General features: G+C 51.0%; 15 protein-coding genes. 10 read left to right on the forward strand and 5 right to left on the reverse strand.

Features of this window, described 5'->3' with window-relative positions; genetic code table 11:
* Positions 1-232 precede the first annotated feature (232 nt).
* The 6 genes from BLT02_RS07000 (at position 233) to BLT02_RS07025 (ending at position 6,976) form a co-directional block, all read left to right on the forward strand.
* A complete protein-coding gene (locus BLT02_RS07000; RefSeq protein ID WP_092992938.1) occupies positions 233-1,513 on the forward strand; it encodes a CobW family GTP-binding protein in 1,281 nt (426 codons plus the stop codon).
* 128 nt (positions 1,514-1,641) lie between these two features.
* Complete coding sequence (locus BLT02_RS07005) at positions 1,642-2,586, forward strand: TIGR03943 family putative permease subunit (RefSeq protein ID WP_242869726.1); 945 nt, start codon at positions 1,642-1,644, stop codon at positions 2,584-2,586.
* A 19-nt stretch (positions 2,587-2,605) separates the two neighbouring features.
* Positions 2,606-4,096 (forward strand): nickel pincer cofactor biosynthesis protein LarC, encoded by a 1,491-nt coding sequence (larC, locus tag BLT02_RS07010; protein ID WP_092992942.1) that lies wholly within the window; start codon positions 2,606-2,608, stop codon positions 4,094-4,096.
* Positions 4,097-4,427: 331 nt separating this feature from the next.
* Entirely contained in the window at positions 4,428-4,691 is a 264-nt protein-coding gene (rpsT, locus tag BLT02_RS07015; protein ID WP_092992944.1) for a 30S ribosomal protein S20, read from the forward strand.
* Between the two features lie 302 nt (positions 4,692-4,993).
* Positions 4,994-5,710: a cysteate racemase gene (locus BLT02_RS07020; RefSeq protein WP_092992946.1), complete on the forward strand. Its 717-nt coding sequence runs from the start codon at positions 4,994-4,996 to the stop codon at positions 5,708-5,710.
* Positions 5,711-5,866: 156 nt separating this feature from the next.
* Entirely contained in the window at positions 5,867-6,976 is a 1,110-nt protein-coding gene (locus BLT02_RS07025) for an RluA family pseudouridine synthase (RefSeq protein ID WP_092992948.1), read from the forward strand.
* A 3-nt stretch (positions 6,977-6,979) separates the two neighbouring features.
* On the opposite strand, the gene BLT02_RS07030 is transcribed toward BLT02_RS07025, so the two are convergent.
* A complete protein-coding gene (locus BLT02_RS07030; protein ID WP_207649393.1) occupies positions 6,980-7,699 on the reverse strand; it encodes an HAD family hydrolase in 720 nt (239 codons plus the stop codon).
* Positions 7,700-7,727: 28 nt separating this feature from the next.
* Positions 7,728-8,885 carry an FtsK/SpoIIIE domain-containing protein gene (locus BLT02_RS07035; protein WP_092992950.1) on the reverse strand — a complete coding sequence of 386 codons (1,158 nt, stop codon included), beginning with the start codon at positions 8,883-8,885 and terminating at the stop codon, positions 7,728-7,730.
* 575 nt (positions 8,886-9,460) lie between these two features.
* On the opposite strand from BLT02_RS07035, the gene BLT02_RS07040 reads away from it, so the two are divergent.
* Both BLT02_RS07040 and BLT02_RS07045 read left to right on the forward strand, forming a co-directional pair.
* On the forward strand, positions 9,461-10,387 hold the full coding sequence (locus BLT02_RS07040) for an HAD-IIB family hydrolase (RefSeq protein WP_175453732.1): 927 nt from the start codon (positions 9,461-9,463) through the stop codon (positions 10,385-10,387).
* Between the two features lie 57 nt (positions 10,388-10,444).
* A complete protein-coding gene (locus tag BLT02_RS07045) occupies positions 10,445-12,178 on the forward strand; it encodes an ADP-ribosylglycohydrolase family protein (RefSeq protein WP_092992954.1) in 1,734 nt (577 codons plus the stop codon).
* 86 nt (positions 12,179-12,264) lie between these two features.
* Here the strand turns inward: BLT02_RS07045 and BLT02_RS07050 are convergent, their stop codons facing one another.
* Positions 12,265-12,663, reverse strand: a complete 399-nt coding sequence (locus BLT02_RS07050; RefSeq protein WP_092992956.1) for a DUF1284 domain-containing protein — start codon at positions 12,661-12,663, stop codon at positions 12,265-12,267.
* Between the two features lie 406 nt (positions 12,664-13,069).
* Here BLT02_RS07050 and BLT02_RS07055 point away from each other — a divergent pair, with 406 nt between their 5' ends.
* Entirely contained in the window at positions 13,070-13,609 is a 540-nt protein-coding gene (locus BLT02_RS07055) for a glutathione peroxidase (protein ID WP_092992958.1), read from the forward strand.
* 163 nt (positions 13,610-13,772) lie between these two features.
* On the opposite strand, the gene BLT02_RS07060 is transcribed toward BLT02_RS07055, so the two are convergent.
* Positions 13,773-14,222, reverse strand: coding sequence for a MarR family winged helix-turn-helix transcriptional regulator (locus BLT02_RS07060; protein ID WP_092992960.1), 450 nt, complete (start codon positions 14,220-14,222; stop codon positions 13,773-13,775).
* Positions 14,223-14,641: 419 nt separating this feature from the next.
* On the opposite strand from BLT02_RS07060, the gene BLT02_RS07065 reads away from it, so the two are divergent.
* Positions 14,642-16,126 (forward strand): mechanosensitive ion channel family protein, encoded by a 1,485-nt coding sequence (locus tag BLT02_RS07065; protein WP_092992962.1) that lies wholly within the window; start codon positions 14,642-14,644, stop codon positions 16,124-16,126.
* 197 nt (positions 16,127-16,323) lie between these two features.
* Here BLT02_RS07065 and BLT02_RS07070 read toward each other — a convergent pair whose 3' ends face one another.
* Positions 16,324-17,694 carry a tRNA(Met) cytidine acetate ligase gene (locus tag BLT02_RS07070; protein WP_092992964.1) on the reverse strand — a complete coding sequence of 457 codons (1,371 nt, stop codon included), beginning with the start codon at positions 17,692-17,694 and terminating at the stop codon, positions 16,324-16,326.
* Positions 17,695-17,794: the final 100 nt, after the last annotated feature.

A 17,794-nucleotide genomic window follows, 5' to 3' on the forward strand; every position in this document is an offset into this window, starting at 1 on the left:
CCTGTTCTTTATCTTAATGTTCATTTACCGTTATGTTCATTTTCTTTATAGAGCTTTTTAACCATATTTTGACTGTAGTTTTCTTTATCCTATTTATCGTAAAGACCGGTCTTGTGCCGTATCATCAGCCGCAAGGGCTGTGACATGCTTTATTATCTGTCATTGCGCAGGCAGGACTCAGCCAGAATCCTGATCCGTATGTTCAGATGGTTATTTCGGAGGTGTGAATTAAATGACTAAAATTGATATTGTATCCGGATTTCTGGGTGCAGGCAAAACAACCCTGATCAAAAAACTGTTAAGTGAAGTATTTGCAGGGACGAAGGTCGTCCTTATTGAAAATGAATTTGGAGAGATCGGGATCGACGGCGGTTTTCTCAAGGAATCCGGGATCGAGATCCGTGAGATGAACGCGGGCTGCATCTGCTGTTCCCTGGTCGGAGATTTTGGAACCTCTTTGAAAGAAGTGATGGAGACCTATGCGCCTGAAAGGATCCTGATCGAGCCCTCAGGTGTCGGCAAGCTCTCGGATGTCATGCGCGCCATCAACGATGCCTCCGAGCATACGCAGATGCATCTCAACAGCGCCGTGGCAGTGGTGGATGCCTCCAAATGCAAGGTCTATCTCAAGAATTTCGGCGAGTTTTTCGACAATCAGATCGCCTATGCCGGGACGATCATCCTTTCCAGGACGGACAAGATCAGCCAGGAAAAGATCGATGAGTGTGTCGAGCTCCTGCGGGCCCTCAACAAGGATGCGACCATCATTACGACTCCCATTTCCCAGCTCGATGGAAAGATGATCCTCGACACGATCGAGGGAACTGCCGATCTGCAGAAGCAGCTTCTCGAGGAAGTACTCGCCTCCGACGAGGAAGAGGATGAACACGAGCATCATCACGATGAGGATGAGGAGGAGCACGAGCACCACCATCATCATCACGACGAGGATGAGGAGGAGCACGAGCACCACCATCACCATCACGACGAGGATGAGGAGGAGCACGAGCACCACCACCATCATCACGACGAGGATGAGGAGGAGCACGAGCATCACCACCATCATGATGAGGATGAGGAAGAGCACGAGCACCACCACCATCATGAGGAAGAGGAAGAAGAGTCCGGAGTCGATGAGGATGGCGACCGTATTTATCATACCCACGACTATCAGGAACAGCACGGAGGGCACCATCATCACCACCACCATCACCATCATCACGGGCATGACGCGGATGAAGTGTTCGGCAGCTGGGGAATGGAAACTCCTTCCAGGTTTACAGCGGATGAGATCAGAAGCATCCTGAAGGAACTGGAGAATGAGGAGAAGTATGGTTATGTTCTCCGCTCCAAGGGAATGGTCCCGGCACCGGACGGCACATGGATCCATTTCGATTATGTTCCGGAGGAGTCGGAAGTCCGTACTGGTGCGCCGGATGTCACTGGCAAGATCTGTGTCATCGGAGCAAAGCTTGATGAAGCGGCTCTTGAAAAACTGTTTAAGAGAAAATAAAGAAGTAAACAGAAAAACAGGAGAACAAAAAACAGAAGAACAGATCAAAGAAAAGCTTGATGAAAATTCATTATAGTAATGGGTAATGGTTTCAGGATATGTTTGATTTTTTAAAAGGAAATAAAGAAGTGGAAAAGAAACCTGTATATGTCATAAACGGCTTTCTGGACAGCGGAAAGAGTTCTTTTATCGCCTATACGATTGGACAGCCCTATTTTCAGATCCAGGGAACCACATTGCTGATCCTCTGCGAAGAGGGTGAGGGAGAATACCGGGAATCTCTTTTGAAAGAATCGGGAACAGTGGTTGAGAAGATCGAAGATCTGGAGGACTTCACACCGTCCAGGCTGATGGAGTTTGAAAAAAAGTACCGCCCCGAGCGTGTCCTGATCGAATGGAATGGAATGTGGGACTTCCGTCAGTTCAAGATTCCGAACGCATGGCGTCTGGAGCAGCAGATCACGACGATCGATGCCTCCGTGTTTAACATGTATTTCACTAATATGCGGTCTCTGGTGGCGGAGCAGCTCCGCAACTCCGAGCTCATCATGTTCAATCGCTGCGATGATGTGGATGAGAAACAGCTTGTCAGCTTCAAGAGAAATGTCAAGGCGATCAACCAGAAGGCGGACCTTGTCTTTGAGGACTCGGAGGGTGAGATCGATATGACGACAGAAGAGGATCTGCCCTTTGATATCCATCAGGACCCTATCCCCCTGGAAGGCCTGGACTACGGCATCTGGTATATCGATGCCATGGAGCACCCCGACAGGTATGTGGGAAAAAACATCACCTATACCGGAATGGTAATGCGGCCCGGCGATTTCCCGGCGGGATACTTTGTCCCCGGCAGAATGGCGATGACCTGCTGTGCCAATGACATGTCTTTCCTCGGATATGCCTGCAGGTACAAAGACGCGTCAAAACTGCGGGAGCGCCAGTGGGTAAAAGTCACCGCGAATATTAAAAAAGAAGAATTCGGTCCCTATGACGGTCCGGGAGTGATCCTGGATGCCGTTGAAGTAGTCCCTGCACCTCAGCCTGAAGAACCAGTCATCAACTTTGCCGGCTGATCCCTCTTGGAGACAATTAATGAAAACACTATATCTTGAATGTAACATGGGGGCAGCCGGAGATATGCTCTCCGCAGCCCTGTTGGAACTCTATCCCGATCCGGCCGGCATGGTTGACAGACTGAATGCCCTGGGTATTCCCGGAGTGTCCTTTGAACAGGAAGCTGTTGAAAAATGCGGGATCCGCGGAACCCATCTGAAAGTGACAGTCTGCGGAGAGGAAGAGGAGAGTCTGGACGTACACTCCCATACGCATGAGCATCATGAGCACACTGACCACATCAGCCATGACCATGACCACAGCCACAGTCACGACCATGATCATGTGCACAGTCATGATGATCACGACCACAGCCATGAGCATGATCATGTGCACAGCCATGATGACCACGACCACAGCCATGAGCATGATCATGTGCACAGCCATGATGACCACGACCACAGCCATGAGCATGATCATTCTGACCATCACCATGAGCATACCCACGGTCATTCCCATTCGCATGTCCACAGAAATCTGGCGGACATCAGACAGATCGTCAATAAGCTTGATCTGCCGGAGGCTGTGCGCGGCGATGTCCTGAAGGTATACAGCCTGATCGCCGAGGCGGAGAGCCATGCCCACGGCAGACCTGTGACAGAAGTCCACTTCCACGAGGTCGGATCAATGGACGCAGTGGCGGACATCACTGCCTTTTGCCTGCTCCTGTCTCTGATCGGCCCTGAAAAGGTCGTCGTGTCCCCGATTAATCTCGGTTTTGGCGAGGTGCGCTGCGCACACGGGATCCTTCCTGTCCCTGCGCCTGCTACAGCGTGGATCCTCAGAGATGTTCCCGTCTATGCAGGAAACATCCGCGGGGAAATGTGTACACCGACAGGAGCAGCTATCCTCAAATGCTTTGCGGATGAATTTGGCAGTCTTCCGCAGATGCAGATCAGTAAAGTCGGGATCGGCTGCGGGAAAAAGGACTTCGAACAGGCAAACATAGTCCGCGCCCTGCTCGGCGAGATGGAAGATAGTTCAAAAACTACCGGAACAGAAAAACCGGAAGACAGACAGGCGGGGTCCGGTGACCGGTCCCGGGAAACTGTCCTGGAGCTGTCCTGCAATCTCGATGATATGACTCCGGAAGCAGTGGGATTTGCCATGGAAGAGCTCCTGAAGGCAGGAGCCCTGGATGTTTACACCATCCCGGTAACGATGAAAAAGAACCGGCCCGGTTTCATCCTGAACTGTCTCTGCAGGGAATCTATGCGCGAAAAGATCCTGTCGCTCATGTTTCTCCATACAACGACACTGGGGATCCGCGAATATCTCTGCAACAGGTACACATTACAGCGCAGGGTCCGCACCGTCACGACGGATCTTGGTGAGGTCCGCTGCAAGACAGCTGACGGCTGGGGGGTATCGAGGCGGAAATATGAATATGAGGATCTGGCCGCGATCGCCCGTAAGCGAGGGATCAGCCTTGCCGAAGCCGTCCGCCTGACTGAGAAAAGCACACATTAATCATTTTCACAACCTCAGTCCATGGATTTTTGGCCAGTGACCGAAGTCAGGGGCTCTGCAGCGTTTGATGACAGCTCAGCAGGACGGAGATGAATTCAGCATTTTGAATGCTAAAAAGAACAATATCATTTATCCTGAATGAAAACCGGCCTATTGACAGATTCAGGACAATTTTGTATTATGCTTTAGTATGTTTGGACAGAAGAACCGTGTCAGCTTCTGCCCGCTCCCGGATCAGTGATTGTTTGCGCGGCTGCACAGTTGCCGAAATGGGACAGTGGTATAGGTTATTATCAGATCGAGAAGATTTTAATTCGGAGGAAAACTGAACATGGCAAACATTAAATCTGCCAAGAAGAGAATTATCACCAGCCAGAAGCGTGCAGCAGCCAACAAGGCTGTCAAATCCGGTGTTAAGACCGCTGTTAAAAAGGTCCGTGCCGCTGTTGAAGCCAAGGATACAGCAGCTGCAGCAGCAGCTTTCGAGAATGCAAAGTCCGTGATCGACAGAGCAGCTTCCAAGGGCGTACTTCACAAGAATACGGCTGCCCGTAAGGTTTCCAGACTTGCTGCAGCAGTCAAGAAGGCTCAGTAATCTGGGCCGGCAGTGACTGTTGTCATAGAAGAAGTCATAGAAGAATAAACAGACTAAGCGACAAGGCCGCCGTTCCAATTTGTGGTACGGCGGCTGTTTTCATTTCATTTAAACTATATAACTGAATCCCGCCCTGTGAGATTGGAGAAAATATTACCCCTTATTTCGGAGCATCCTTGTAAAAAAAACATCCTTGTAAAAAAGCATCCTTGTAAAAAAACATCCTTTCAAAAAAGCATCCTTGTAATAAAAAGCATCCCTGAAAGCATAATCATCTGTGAAAGCAAAGGAGGCCAGAACTGGTGACCGGTAAAAAAAAGATTGGAATTGTCGGTGGAATGGGACCGATGGCAACTGTGTATCTGTTTCAGAAAATCGTAGAGAATACGGAGAGCCCCGACGATCAGGGACATATCCGTATCTTTATCGACAATTGTCCGCAGATTCCCGACAGGACCAGGGCGATCAGCCGGGGAGACCACACCCCAGCGCAGATGATTCTTTCCTGTGCAAAGGGGCTGGCCGGGCAGGGGGCGGATATGATCCTGATGCCCTGCAATACTGCGCATTATTTTTACGAGGAAGTCCAGAAGGACCTGTCTGTTGAACTGGTCAATATGATCGATGAGACGGCCAGGTCTTTAGCAGAGCAGAAGGTGCATACGGCCGGCCTTCTGGCGACAACCGGAACCGTGAATGCAAACCTGTATCAGAAATATTGTGAAAAAAGAGGGATCGGGATTCTGCTTCCGGACAAAGAGGAACAGGATGCGGTTATGGACTTTATTTATTCCGGAGTAAAGGCTTCCAACTGGACCTATGATGTGAAGGCGTTGCGGCGCGCCGCTGAGCACCTGCTGGAGAGAGGCGCCAGTACCCTGATCCTGGGCTGTACGGAAATACCCGTCGGTTTCCACATGTTCGGGCTGGACCTGCCGGGAGTGGACACTCTGGAAGTGCTGGCCAGGGCTGCCGTTGTAAAAGCGGGCTACCGGCTCAATGGATCGTGTTTATCTTAATGCCTGCAAGAAGTCGAAGTCAGGGCTATATTCAGGGATCATTTCTAAAAGCGTGCAGGAGTCTGTATCCTGTTCAGGAGCTTTCAGGAGCTGTGGTAAAAGTTTGCCAAAAGCAGAATAGAGGACACCGCATGCCGAAAAGAGGAGGAGACAGGCTTGCCCGGAGAATTGAAACCCAGGATCCTGCGTTTTGAGATCGGAAAGGAAGAAAAGGGAGAGACGATCAAGAGCTTCCTGATGCGCAGGGTTGGCTTTTCTTCCAAACAGCTGAGCAGGTTTAAATACAGGAAAGACGGGATCCTTTTAAACGGAGAGAAGAGATATGTGAATGCCGGTCTGTCGGAGGGAGATGTCCTGGAGATCCGGCTGACGCAGGGAGGTGAGCCGGTAGAAGCTCATCCGCATGACGCTCTCACCGGAGGGACCCCTCGGGAGGATGATCAGATGCCCGGCTATCAGAGAGCCCGGGACGGGCGTCTGCAGAAGATCTGGGCTGCTCCAGCCGGCTGGCTGGAAGAGAATCATCCTCTGCGGATCCTCTATGAGGATCAGGATATCCTGGCGGCCGACAAACCGTCCGGAGTTGTCTGCCATCCCAGTCCCGGCCATTATGATGATACGCTTTCCAATCAGGTCGCGCAGCACCTGGGAAGAATTGGACAGGAACTGGATGTCCGTGTGACAGGACGGCTGGACAGGGACACCTCAGGGATCGTGATTTTTGCCCTGAATACGGAGACTGCCGCACAGCTCATCAAACAGCGGCAGGAAGCCTTAAAAAACAGATCAGATGCATTGACCCCAGCGCCGGCACCGGCATCAGCCCTCAGGCAGATGACATCGGGCAACTGCTTTAAACTCTATATCGCAAGAGTGCGGGGCCGCTTTTTAGCCCTGACAGGTACAGTGGACCTGCCCCTGCGCAGAGAGAGTCAGGATTCCTTTCGTATGATCGCTTCCCCGGACGGAAAAAAAGCCAGGACTCATTACTGCGTGCTGGCAGAATGCCCTGACGGAACATCACTCATTGCCTGCCGGATCGAACACGGCCGCACCCATCAGATCCGCGTCCATATGGCGGAAACCGGGCATCCGATCGTCGGGGACAGACTGTATGGACCAGAGGCGCCACAGGACAGCGGCATGACAGGTGTGCTGATGCTGCACGCATACCGGGCGGTTTTCCGCCAGCCATTTACCGGAAAAGAGATCAGGATCGAAGCCCCTCTTCCGGACTGGGCGTCCGGATCCGGCCTGCTGATCTGAAACTCAAAGGAAAGAGAGGAGCTCCGACGGGGTGGAAATGAGCGCCAGAGGATGGAGCGACTCCAGAAAATCTGCGCTGCGGAAACCCCAGGTGACACAGATGCAGTCCATTCCGGTGTTCAGGGCAGTCTGCACATCGATCTCGGAATCGCCAAGATAGAGAGATTCCCCGGCTGAGACACCGAGCAGCCGCATAGCCTCTTCTGTCATGTCGGGGGCGGGTTTCCTCCGGATGCCGGGCTGTTCTCCTGTTGAAACATCAAACAGGCCTTCAAAGCATTCCTCAGCCAGCTTCCGCACTGCGGGATCCGGTTTGTTGGAGACGACGGCTGTTTTGAAACCTCTGCTGCGGAGAGTCCGAAGCAGATCCATGATCCCGTCGTAAGGTCCGGTATGCTCCATACTGTGTTCCAGATAATAAGGGCGGAAAACGCCTTCAATTCTTTCAATTTCTTTTTCGTCGATCCCGGGGACAGTCATCCTCTGCGGGGTGCCGATCAGGCGGAGCATTTCCTGATCCTGTTCGCCGGCCTCTATGGACAGGGCCCGCTGCAGGGCGGTGTGAACACCGCTCCCGAACAGTTCCTTGCACTGCTCACGCGTAAAATCGTGCTTATGCCCGCACCGGGCCAGGGCATAATTAATGGAAGCCCTCAGGTCATCTACCGTGTCAAGGATAGTTCCATCCATATCAAAGATCACTGCTTTATACTTTTTTTTCAATTCAGAATTCCTTTATCGTTTAGTAAAATCATCTTGCAAACAGCTTTTCCCAGAGGGTGGGCTCTTTGACCCGGGCGGAGGGATCTTCAAAATTGTCCAGGATCGCGGAGACGACAGCCCGGATCTCCTTTACACTGACGATCCCGCTCTGGAGCAGGTAGGGAGGCTGGGAAGTACCATCCACATAATAGAGCATGCCTTTTTTTCCCAGTTTCTCTGCGCCCTTGCGGTCGATCATGACATAGGAGTCCGCAATTGAGTCGGTGCGCAGACAGACTCTGGAGGGAAAGCTGTTCCTTATATCTCTGAAATAGACGCTCTTTTCAGAGCAGACGATCACATGGATCCCGCAGGCAGACGACATCTCGGCAAGGTTTGTGACGAGAGAGGCCGTCCGTTTTTTTCCGTGGGCAGCGAGGTTGGAGTACTCCTCAATGATCACGATCAGATGTTTCATGAGGCCTGCCCGTCTGTTAAAATCATAGATCGTCCGGCACCGGCTTTCAAACAGAGCAGTATAACGCCTGTCCACTTCGGCCTGGAGATCCTCCAGAAGCTCCAGTTCTTCAGCCGGATCAGAAGAGATCTGGCAGTAGGGAATCTCGCTGTAGCGGGAGAATTCACTGCGCCTCTGTCCGCACAGGTACAATTCGATCTCTTCCGGGGTATGGGAGAGCAGGAGACTGATGATGATCCCATGCAGGAAAGCTGTACGCCCCAGCCCTGCGACAAGCAGATGGGGAGTCTGTGACAGATCCTCGAAATAACTCTGCCTGTAGATATCCATCCCGATGGCGATCGGGATCCCCTGAGGTGTACTCAGTTCCCGGTCAAATTCTCCGTCAGTCAGAATATCTCCCAGATAGACCTGGTCGGTCTGCCAGGGGACATCGATATAGATATGGCCGTCCGCCCTGTAAACCTGCACATCGTTACGGTTAAAGATCGCCTTGTAGGTGGGAAGGAGCCCGATGATGCGGTCGGCGCTGCGCCGGTCATCAGGAATGATCCCGAACCTGGTGAGAGTCGGTCCCTGCAGCTGGGTGTCCAGGAGTCCGTCGATCCCGTTTTCCGCCCACAGGTCAAAGAGCTCGTCCGTATAGGGCTTGAGAGAGCGTTCATTCCATCTTGTATGATATTTTAATAAATCCTTCGTAAGAGGGAGTACAAAATCCTTATTATTCACTGTATTTTGGTCTCTATGGAAAAATCTGCTTCATTAAAAAGCATTATGATCTCTATGAAAGGCGAAACGTGCGAAATGCGTATCTGCGAAACGCGCACGGAGTGCCGTGGAAATTCATTATATCACGAAAAGAAATGACGTGTTATAATAATTCTCTAAAATATGATACAGCTGTTCATAGCTGGCTACAGTACACGCCCTATCGAGGGCGTGTACTGTAGCTTGCGAAAATCCCATTCCAAATCGCTTCGCGATGGGATTTTCGCCGTAAAACTCGGGTTTTTCGCGAAAAAGCCGCGAAAAACGCCTCGAGTTTCGAGCCGGTCTGTACTGTAACCATAGCTGCTCACTTGTCTGCATGTGTCCGGAAACCCATACACTGCCGGGCAGGGCCAGGCATAGACTGCGGCTGTTCATGGCTTCGCGCCGGTAAGTATATGAGTGAAAACGCATAAGCAGACGGGCGGCCGGACAAATCAATGGACACCATAAAAGAAAAGCGTATGGAAACAGGTATTGCGGGACCTGCGCGATCATACCGGACGGAATACCGCCCGCATAAGGAAAGGAACAGGATGAAGAACAGGATTCGAATGATCGGGATCGATCTGGACGGGACTTTACTGACAAAAAATAAGGAATTTCTGCCCTATAGCAAAAAAACAGTGGAAGACGCTCTGGAGGCCGGCCTTACAATAGTACCTGTTACCGGGAGACCGCTCACGGGAGTCCCTGTCGAAATACTGGAGATCCCCGGCATCCGTTATGTGATCACTTCGAACGGAGCCAATACCTATGATCTTACGGAACTGGAGGCAGTCAGGAAAGAGCAGGCTCCTTATCCGGTGCTGACTGCAGGCTCTGTCCTCAGGAAAGCCCACATGTCCCATGATCTGGTCCGGGAGATCCTGTCGACAGCACCGGGAGAAGATGTGATCAGGGAGATCTTTGTCCGCGGAGTCGGTTACCATGACGAAAGGACGCAGGGACTGCTGGAAGCGAAGTTTGCCCTGGCGCCGCAGATCATGGCTTATATTAACAGAAGCAGAAAGATCGTTCCGGATTTTGAAAAGCTTCTGACAGATGAGTCCTCCCACGTGGAAAATATTTCCCTGATGTTTCTTTCACAGGACCTGCGGGACAGGGTTTATAACAAACTGGAGACTTCCTTCAACGAAAAGAGAGATCCCCTGATCCACGTGCTTCTTCCCTGGGTGACTGACATGGAGATCACCCATATTCTGGCCGATAAATGGCTCGCGCTCAGAGATCTGGGAAGAAAACTCTCAATCTGCGAAAATGAGATAGCAGCGATCGGGGACGGAGACAACGACAGGCCCATGCTGCACGGCGCAGGCTTCGGGATAGCCATGGGAAATGCGCCTGACTTTGTCAAGAAGACAGCCGATATGATCACTCTGGACAACGAACACGAGGGAGCGGCTCTTATGATCCGGAAAATACTGGAAAAAGGAGAGCCAGACGGAAGCGAAATAGACTGAATTGGATGAAATAGATTTAAGTGGAATAAGATAGATTGGGGCAGAAGGGAGGAGGCTATGTACGGTGCTATATTGGGGGATCTGGCGGGATTTCCCTGTGAGAATCATCCTGCAGACCTGACGGACAGGAATCTTCCCCTGATCCGGATGCCGGAGGAGGAAAACGAAAATACTTTTTCCGACAAGACTGTCCTGACGACAGCCCTTGAAGAGGGGCTGTTGTGCTTTGAGCGCAGGATGCCTGAGATCCTTGCCGGAAAAAGAGATAATACCGTAAAAAGAGATAATAACAGAGATAATAGCAGAAGAGAAGAAAACAAGAACGAAGAAAAGCGGAGCGAAAAAAACGACAGAGAAGAAAGCAAGAGCGAAGAGGGAGATCGAAGCGAAAAAAAAGCGCAGGATCCGGTCCGCCCGGGATCAGGCGGTGCTGCCGGCCTCTTTGAAGAGATCCTGTCGGAGGAACTGACAACGGCCTTCCGGCGTTTCGGGACAGCCTATCCCCTGGCCGGCTACACCATGGATACGAGTATCTGGCTGTTCAGGGAGGGAACGGCTCCAGGGACACAGGCTGAAGCTGGACCTGCCGCGAGGGTTAGTCCGATCGCCTGGATGTTTCAGGATGACCTCTACATGATGCGCCATATGGCGCGTCTTCAGGCCTCGCTCACAAACCGCAGCAAAGAGACAGTCCGCGCGGCGGACGCAGCCGCCTGTCTGGTCTTCCTGGCTCTTCACGGCTGTACAAAGGATTATATGGCTGCTTTTATGGGGAAGGAATTCGGATACCGGATCCCGGAAGAGGAAGCCATGCGCGGGGAGGTGCTGAGCGGAGGCAGATCCCCGGATCCCGGACTGTGTGTCCGCGCCGCCCTGACCGCTTTTCTGTACGGGACGGATTTTGAAGATGTCCTGCGAAGGGCAGTCTCCATGGGAGGGAGCTGCGCGGATATCGCTGCGATCGCAGGAGCCGCGGCGGAGGCCTTTTTCGGGATGCCGGAGGAATGGAAAGAAACCTGCAGGCAGTCCCTGCCGGATGACCTTCGCGCTGCAGCGGATACCTTTGCAGAGCGGATGGAGTTTCGCCGCAGGAGGAGAGAGACAGATCCGGCAGCCAGAAAACGGTGGGAGAATGCTTTGATCCGGGCTTCTGAACGGCATCCTGCTGCCGTACAGGGAAATGAGGAGCTGGAAGGTGTGATCGCGCAGATGCTGGAAAAGAGGGATCAGCAGTCGCTTCTTCTGGCCCTTGAAATGCTTCGCCGGCGTATGCAGCAAAAGGGCAGAGTTCTGGTACCGCTCCTTGGAGTCCGGCGGGCAGAGGCAGGGGAAAATGCCAGGATGGAATCTGAAGGAAATACAGTAGGAAACTCAGAAGGAAATTCTGAAAGAAATACTGATGGAAATGAAAGGAAGGAAGAAGGACAGCGGCAGGGAAAAGAAAATGCAGTAGTCTATCGACTGCAGACACTGCGGACGAGGGACGGAAAACTCTGGCAGCCCGCCTATACAAGCCGTGGACAGCTGGAGAAAGGCAGAGCTTTCCTGAAAAGCAGGGAAGAAAAACAGGACAGTGCCATGGCCCTGTCCTGGTCGATCGAAGCTCTGTTGAGATCATTTCTGCCTGATGAAAAGGCAAAGAGCGCCCGGGCTGTGGAACCTCAGCGCAAGGCGCCGCCTGAAATAGCGGGAATTGTCCTGAATCCTTATGACAAAGCTCTGTATCTGCCCCGCAAGACCATAGAAGCTGTCCTTGCGGCACACAAAACTGATGGACATAAGCTTTCCTGAAAACAGGATCCTTTTTTGCGCGTGCATCCCACGTCTGAAGACACGGGTATTACGCGATGAAGAATAAAAAGGTTTTATTTAACCGGTCATGTGGACACCGGGGTCTCTTCACTGACGATTTGCCGGCAAAGAGAGAGCCACTGGCAGTTCGGACAGCATTCCTCCAGAAGCTCCAGGGACAGAGGCGGAAGCATGGAGAGCAGGGTTTTCCACGTATATTCTTTTCCCGGAAGTATGTTGTATCTGCCGCTGACCAATACATCAAAGATGGAGGGACGAAGTGAAGTACAGGACCATCCATTCCTGTTGGAACATAGATGGCAAATATCATCACAGATATTTACGATCTGCAGGGAGGTCTCCGCATTTTCTTTAAGCTCAGCGACAATCTTTTTCATCCCTGCGACAAAGTCCGGGCTGTATCCGGATCCGCGGAAAGTCTGCAGGCAGAGAATGTGATGGGGACGAAGACGCAGAGTGCTCAAATCTGTACCGCTCCTTTCCCTGCACCAGGCAGAAAAACATGACAATATGACGGCGAAAGCGACCGGAAATAATGGACTCCTGCCGTCGGAAATATGTATAGATCACTTACTGGCACCTGAGGATCTGTATTGAAAATACTTCTGATTTTACGGGTTGTCAACCAAAATACAAATTGATGGTTAACGAATACAATTTATAGTCATCCATTTGGACTCATTGCTTTTTTTATACAGGAACGGAAGAAATAATAAGAGAATAATAGTCAAAATAATCTCTACGATTCTGCTTGACAATGATGGAATACAAAGGTATCCTATATATAAGTTGTGTACAATTTAATGGTAAACAATGTTAAAGAAAAGAACCCGCTTTCCCGTCATTTATTTAGAAAAGAGGAGAATTAAGATGATTTATGATTTTACTTTGAAAACAGGAAAAGGCGAAGATTTGAATCTGGCAGATTATAAGGGAAAAGTCATCCTCATCGTCAATACGGCGACTGGCTGCGGCTTTACTCCCCAGTATGCCCCTATTGAACAGCTGTACAAAGACTATCACGATCAGGGACTTGAAATTCTGGATATCCCCTGCAATCAGTTCGGCGGTCAGGCCCCCGGAACAGATGATGAGATCCATGAATTCTGCACTATTCATTTTAACACGACCTTCCCTCAGATGAAGAAGGCAGATGTGAACGGAGAGAACGAACTCCCTCTGTATACCTGGCTCAAGTCACAGAAAGGCTTTGAAGGATTCGGCGAACATCAGCTCGCCGGGCTTCTGACGGAGATGCTTTCCAAGGCAGATCCCGACTGGGACAAAAAGCCTGATATCAAATGGAACTTCACTAAATTTGTGATCGACAGGGACGGAAACGTTGCTGCCCGCTTCGAGCCGACAGCGGATATGGCCGCAGTTGAAGCCTGCATCAAGTCTCTGCTTTAATTTTGCTTAAGAGTCTTTCAGGAGCTGGCGTAAGTAACAGTTCTTTAGTTTTTAGAGTTCTTTAGTTTTTAGTTAAAGAAAAAATGAAACAGGGAGCCTTCTTAGTTCCGCTTAGAAATGGAACGGGAAAGGCGCCCTGTTTTTTTACATCCTCAAACTCTGTTCAAAACTCTGTGCTGGTCATTTCCGAGGCGGTCCGGACCGCCAGATTCATGAGCCGGATAAAGTCCTCCGCATCCTCTTCCCCCATTTTCTGAAGGAGCAGGATGTGGCTGTTTTTTGCGTTTTCGTAGACATGATGAATATGGTCGCTGCCTTTCTGCGTCAGGGAAACATTGATCTGACGGCGGTCTCTGGAGGAACGGCGGCGCTCAATGTATTTTTTCCGGTCAAGACTGCTGAGAATATTGGCGATCCTTCCGGAAGATATCCCCATCCGGGAGGCAAGTTCTCCCGCTGAGACGGGGCATTCCATTTTTGAAAGCCAGAACAGAGCCGCTTCCTCTCCCCGGGTGCTGTGCTGCTCAAATACGTTTGCCAGATCTTTTGCATATAAAAAATGAATATCACACAGATTGTCTGCAAGCTTTCCGTAATCTATTGAAATTTCCATTTTCGGTTCCGGTGCTCCTTTTATTCTTCATCGCATAATACCCGTGTTTCAAACATGGGATTACGCGCAAAAGGGAAACTCGCTTCATCGTGGGTACAATACCAATCCCGCGCATAACAGACCGGTCTATGGACTCCGGACCTGTTCGTGAGTCTGACGCGATTATCCTGTGACTGATGTCTCGGGGGACCGCGCGGAAGAGATTAAAGCGGGAAATGAGTTGCACTTACCTAACACAGTTAGCTTAAATAAACAGAAGCGCTTTTGTCAATGCCCGAAAAGACACAGTTGGCCGGCTGCCAGTCAGCTTTACATGGGCAGATCGATGGGGTATCATATTTTATGGAAATACTATTTGCGGCATCTGCACATGGAACATGAGCAGGCTCATGGGTCGGGGTCTGTAAGAGGGTGATACTTTGGAAAAATCCGGTTTATTATTTAATTCCCATATTTTTTATTGTGTGATGGTGATTATAGGCGTAAGCCTTCTCGTATGGGTATTGATCCAGGTCAACAGCCTGATCTTTCAGAGGATCAAGAAAAACCGCAAGGGGATCGAGATAATCTTTTTTGAACGAGTCACTTCAGTGCTTATTGTCCTTGTCGGTCTTATCCTGATCTTTTCTTTATTCGGGGGGATACAGTCTATCTGGAGAACGCTTTTGGGCGGGACTGCCATCGTCAGTGCGGTCCTGGCCTTTGCTGCCCAGGACATCATCAAGGACATTCTGGCCGGTTTGATGATCAGCATCTATAAACCATTTGAGATCGGGAACCGGATCGAGCTGGAGGACGGATCTGCCGGAATCGTCATGGACATCACGATGAGGCATGTTGTGCTCAAGCTTCCCGACACACAGGTGATGATCGTCCCGAACAGCAAACTGAACGCGATGAGCATCAGGAACCTGAGTTATCATTCCGCCTACCGTGCCAGGGAATTTACCTTCAACATAGCTTATGGAAGCGATGTGCAGAAGGCCCGCAGTATAGTTATGCAGGCGGTGATCGAATCGAAATACACCGTCCCGGGCAAGGAAAAGCCAAACGGAATGGAGTATGCCCCGGTATATTTTATGGCATTTGACAGCAGCAGTCTGAGGCTGATGACGACTGTGTATTATCTGCAGTCAACACCGACGGAGATCATGATCACGGACATCAACCTCCGGGTAAACGATCTGTTTGCCAAATACGGGATCGAGATCCCATTCAGCTATATCAATGTGATCCAGAAGGAGGACACTGCGCTCGTCGGAACAGAAGAAGTAGAGGAGTTTACCAACAATGTACCCGGCGTACCGCTGATGATCGTCAGCAGTCAGGGAGAGAGCATGGAGGAAGCGGTCAATGCCACGGCGAAGCTCGGAACGAACTGCGGCCTGGAGAGAAAAGATTCCCTGCGTCTGCGCCTTTTGGCGGAGGAACTGTTCGGAATGATGCGGGGGCTTGTGGGAGATGTAGAGGCAAGCTTCTGGGTCTGGCAGAACCATAAAAACTTTGCCCTCCATCTTCAGGCCTATGTCCCGATGAACCTGGAACTGAGGAAGCAGCTTCTCGCGGTTTCTTCTACAGGCAGAAATGATGCGGCGAAAAGCTTTACGGGCATGATCCGCGAAATGCTCTATCTCGCGACGCTCCGGTCGGAAGCAGAAGGTGTGAATCGGAATCCGGGCATTATGGGGATGGGATTGTACAGAAGGAGAGATATGGAAATGTCGGGCTACACCTGGTCCATGCGCAAATATAAGTCCGGCATTGAGAGAAACCGGGACAACAGTCTCGAAGCAGATGAAGCCTGGGACCAGCTGGAGAAATCCATCATCGCAAATATTGCGGATGAAGTCAGGATCAGCATGGACGGTCCCAGTGTGGAGATCATCGTATTTAAAAAATTCTGAAAAGAAAATTAACGGATTATTTGAGATAAAATCTGAAACCTGTTTGAGATACAGTCCGGAACCTGTTTGAGATAAAGTCTGGAACCTTTTTGAGATAAAGCCGGAAACCTGTTTGAGATAAAGTCTGAAGCCTGTTTGAGGTAAAATCCGGAACGGATTTTCAGGGCTGGTTTGAACGTGAAAAGTATCTGGAAAACCTACAGAAAGACCAGTCTGCGCTGCTGCGCTTTCGGAATCCTGTACAGCCCTGCTCCATACCGCCGGCAGACATCCGCAAGAGTATGGACATAGAGGTCTTCTGCCCGGATCTCTTCCTGCAGGAAGCTGTATGCCGCAGGGGAGAGCAGAGACTCAGCCCGGGACAGTTTTGACAGGAAGGGAATAGAGGCGTTCCCCCGGATCGCGGTAAAGAGCGGGGAGGCCTGCCGGTTCATGGCGAGCGGTCTCGCGTAGAGAGCGTATCCCCCTGAAACCAGAGCCTGCAGCCGTTCCTTTTGCAGCTGCAGCAGGATATGCAGAAGGCATCTGCTGACTCTGGTCCTTGTCAGATTTCTGGTTTTCAGAAGGCCTGTAAAATCCGAAAAACCGCAAAACTGCGGCAGGAGGTTCGAGATCCTGTCCGCGAGAGATTGGGACACATCCGCGAACTGGTCCAGACCGGCCGAATTCATGCACAGAGCGTACAAGAGAGCCGGGGAGAAGTCATCGGGTCCTATAGGAAAGACCGGTACGTCAGAGCTCCCTGTCTGCGGCCATGCCGACGGCAGGCTGAAGGCTGAAGGCGTTTCTGCCTGATCAGTCTTTGTGAGATCAGGAAAAAGGCCTGACAGTGCTTCCCTGTTTTTTAGCAGCTCCTGTCTGTGCTGCGTGGCGGAGGGGACGTCGATCCTGCGGATGGCATGAGGCCTGACGGCGCTACGGCAGGCAGAAAGCGCACGGCAGTATTCTACCCCCAGAAGATCATTGGGGGCAGAGGGGAGGATCCCTTCGAGGGCTTGAGTCCTGGCAGCAGGAAAGGGGAGCCCGCTGCTCAGAGCGCTCCGGAGTTTTTCCTGATAGATTTCCTGAAAAGGAGACACAGGACCTTCAGTATCTTCAGCCAGGGACAGAATCCGCGCGCACTGCGCCAGATGGTCGAGATCTCCTGTCTCAGAACCAAAGCAGAGATCCGTGACGACCCCCAGTTTTTCCAGCTGGAAAATGCCTCCCCGGGCAAAATATTCGGCACTGCCGCATGCCATGTACAGAGGAAGCTCCAGGACCAGGTCTGCGCCGGCTTTTAAAACCTGGCCTGCGCGGATATATTTATCAAAGACAGCAGGTTCACCCCGCTGTACATAATCGCCGCTCATGACCACAATAATATAGTCGGCCTGTGTGATCCTGCGCGCCTCTTTCAGCAGGTAGTCATGCCCCTCATGAAAAGGGTTGCACTCCATAATGATTCCGGTCACTCTCATAAATGTGCTGTCCTCCTCCGTCAGTACCGTGGAGACAAAGAACCGTCCCCTTCTCCTTTCTCCGATCCCGCAGCTCCCTGTACAGCCTGTGTCCTGCATTTTAAGCATTTTTCTTCCTTGAATGAAACTGTATAAATGATATAATAAATTTGGGTGATATTTCAATTAATGTCTGCAGACTTTTTCATCGTTTTCTGTTACTCAGATC

The sequence above is a fragment of the Sarcina sp. DSM 11001 genome (assembly GCF_900101015.1).
Taxonomy (GTDB): Bacteria; Bacillota; Clostridia; order Lachnospirales; family Lachnospiraceae; genus CAG-791.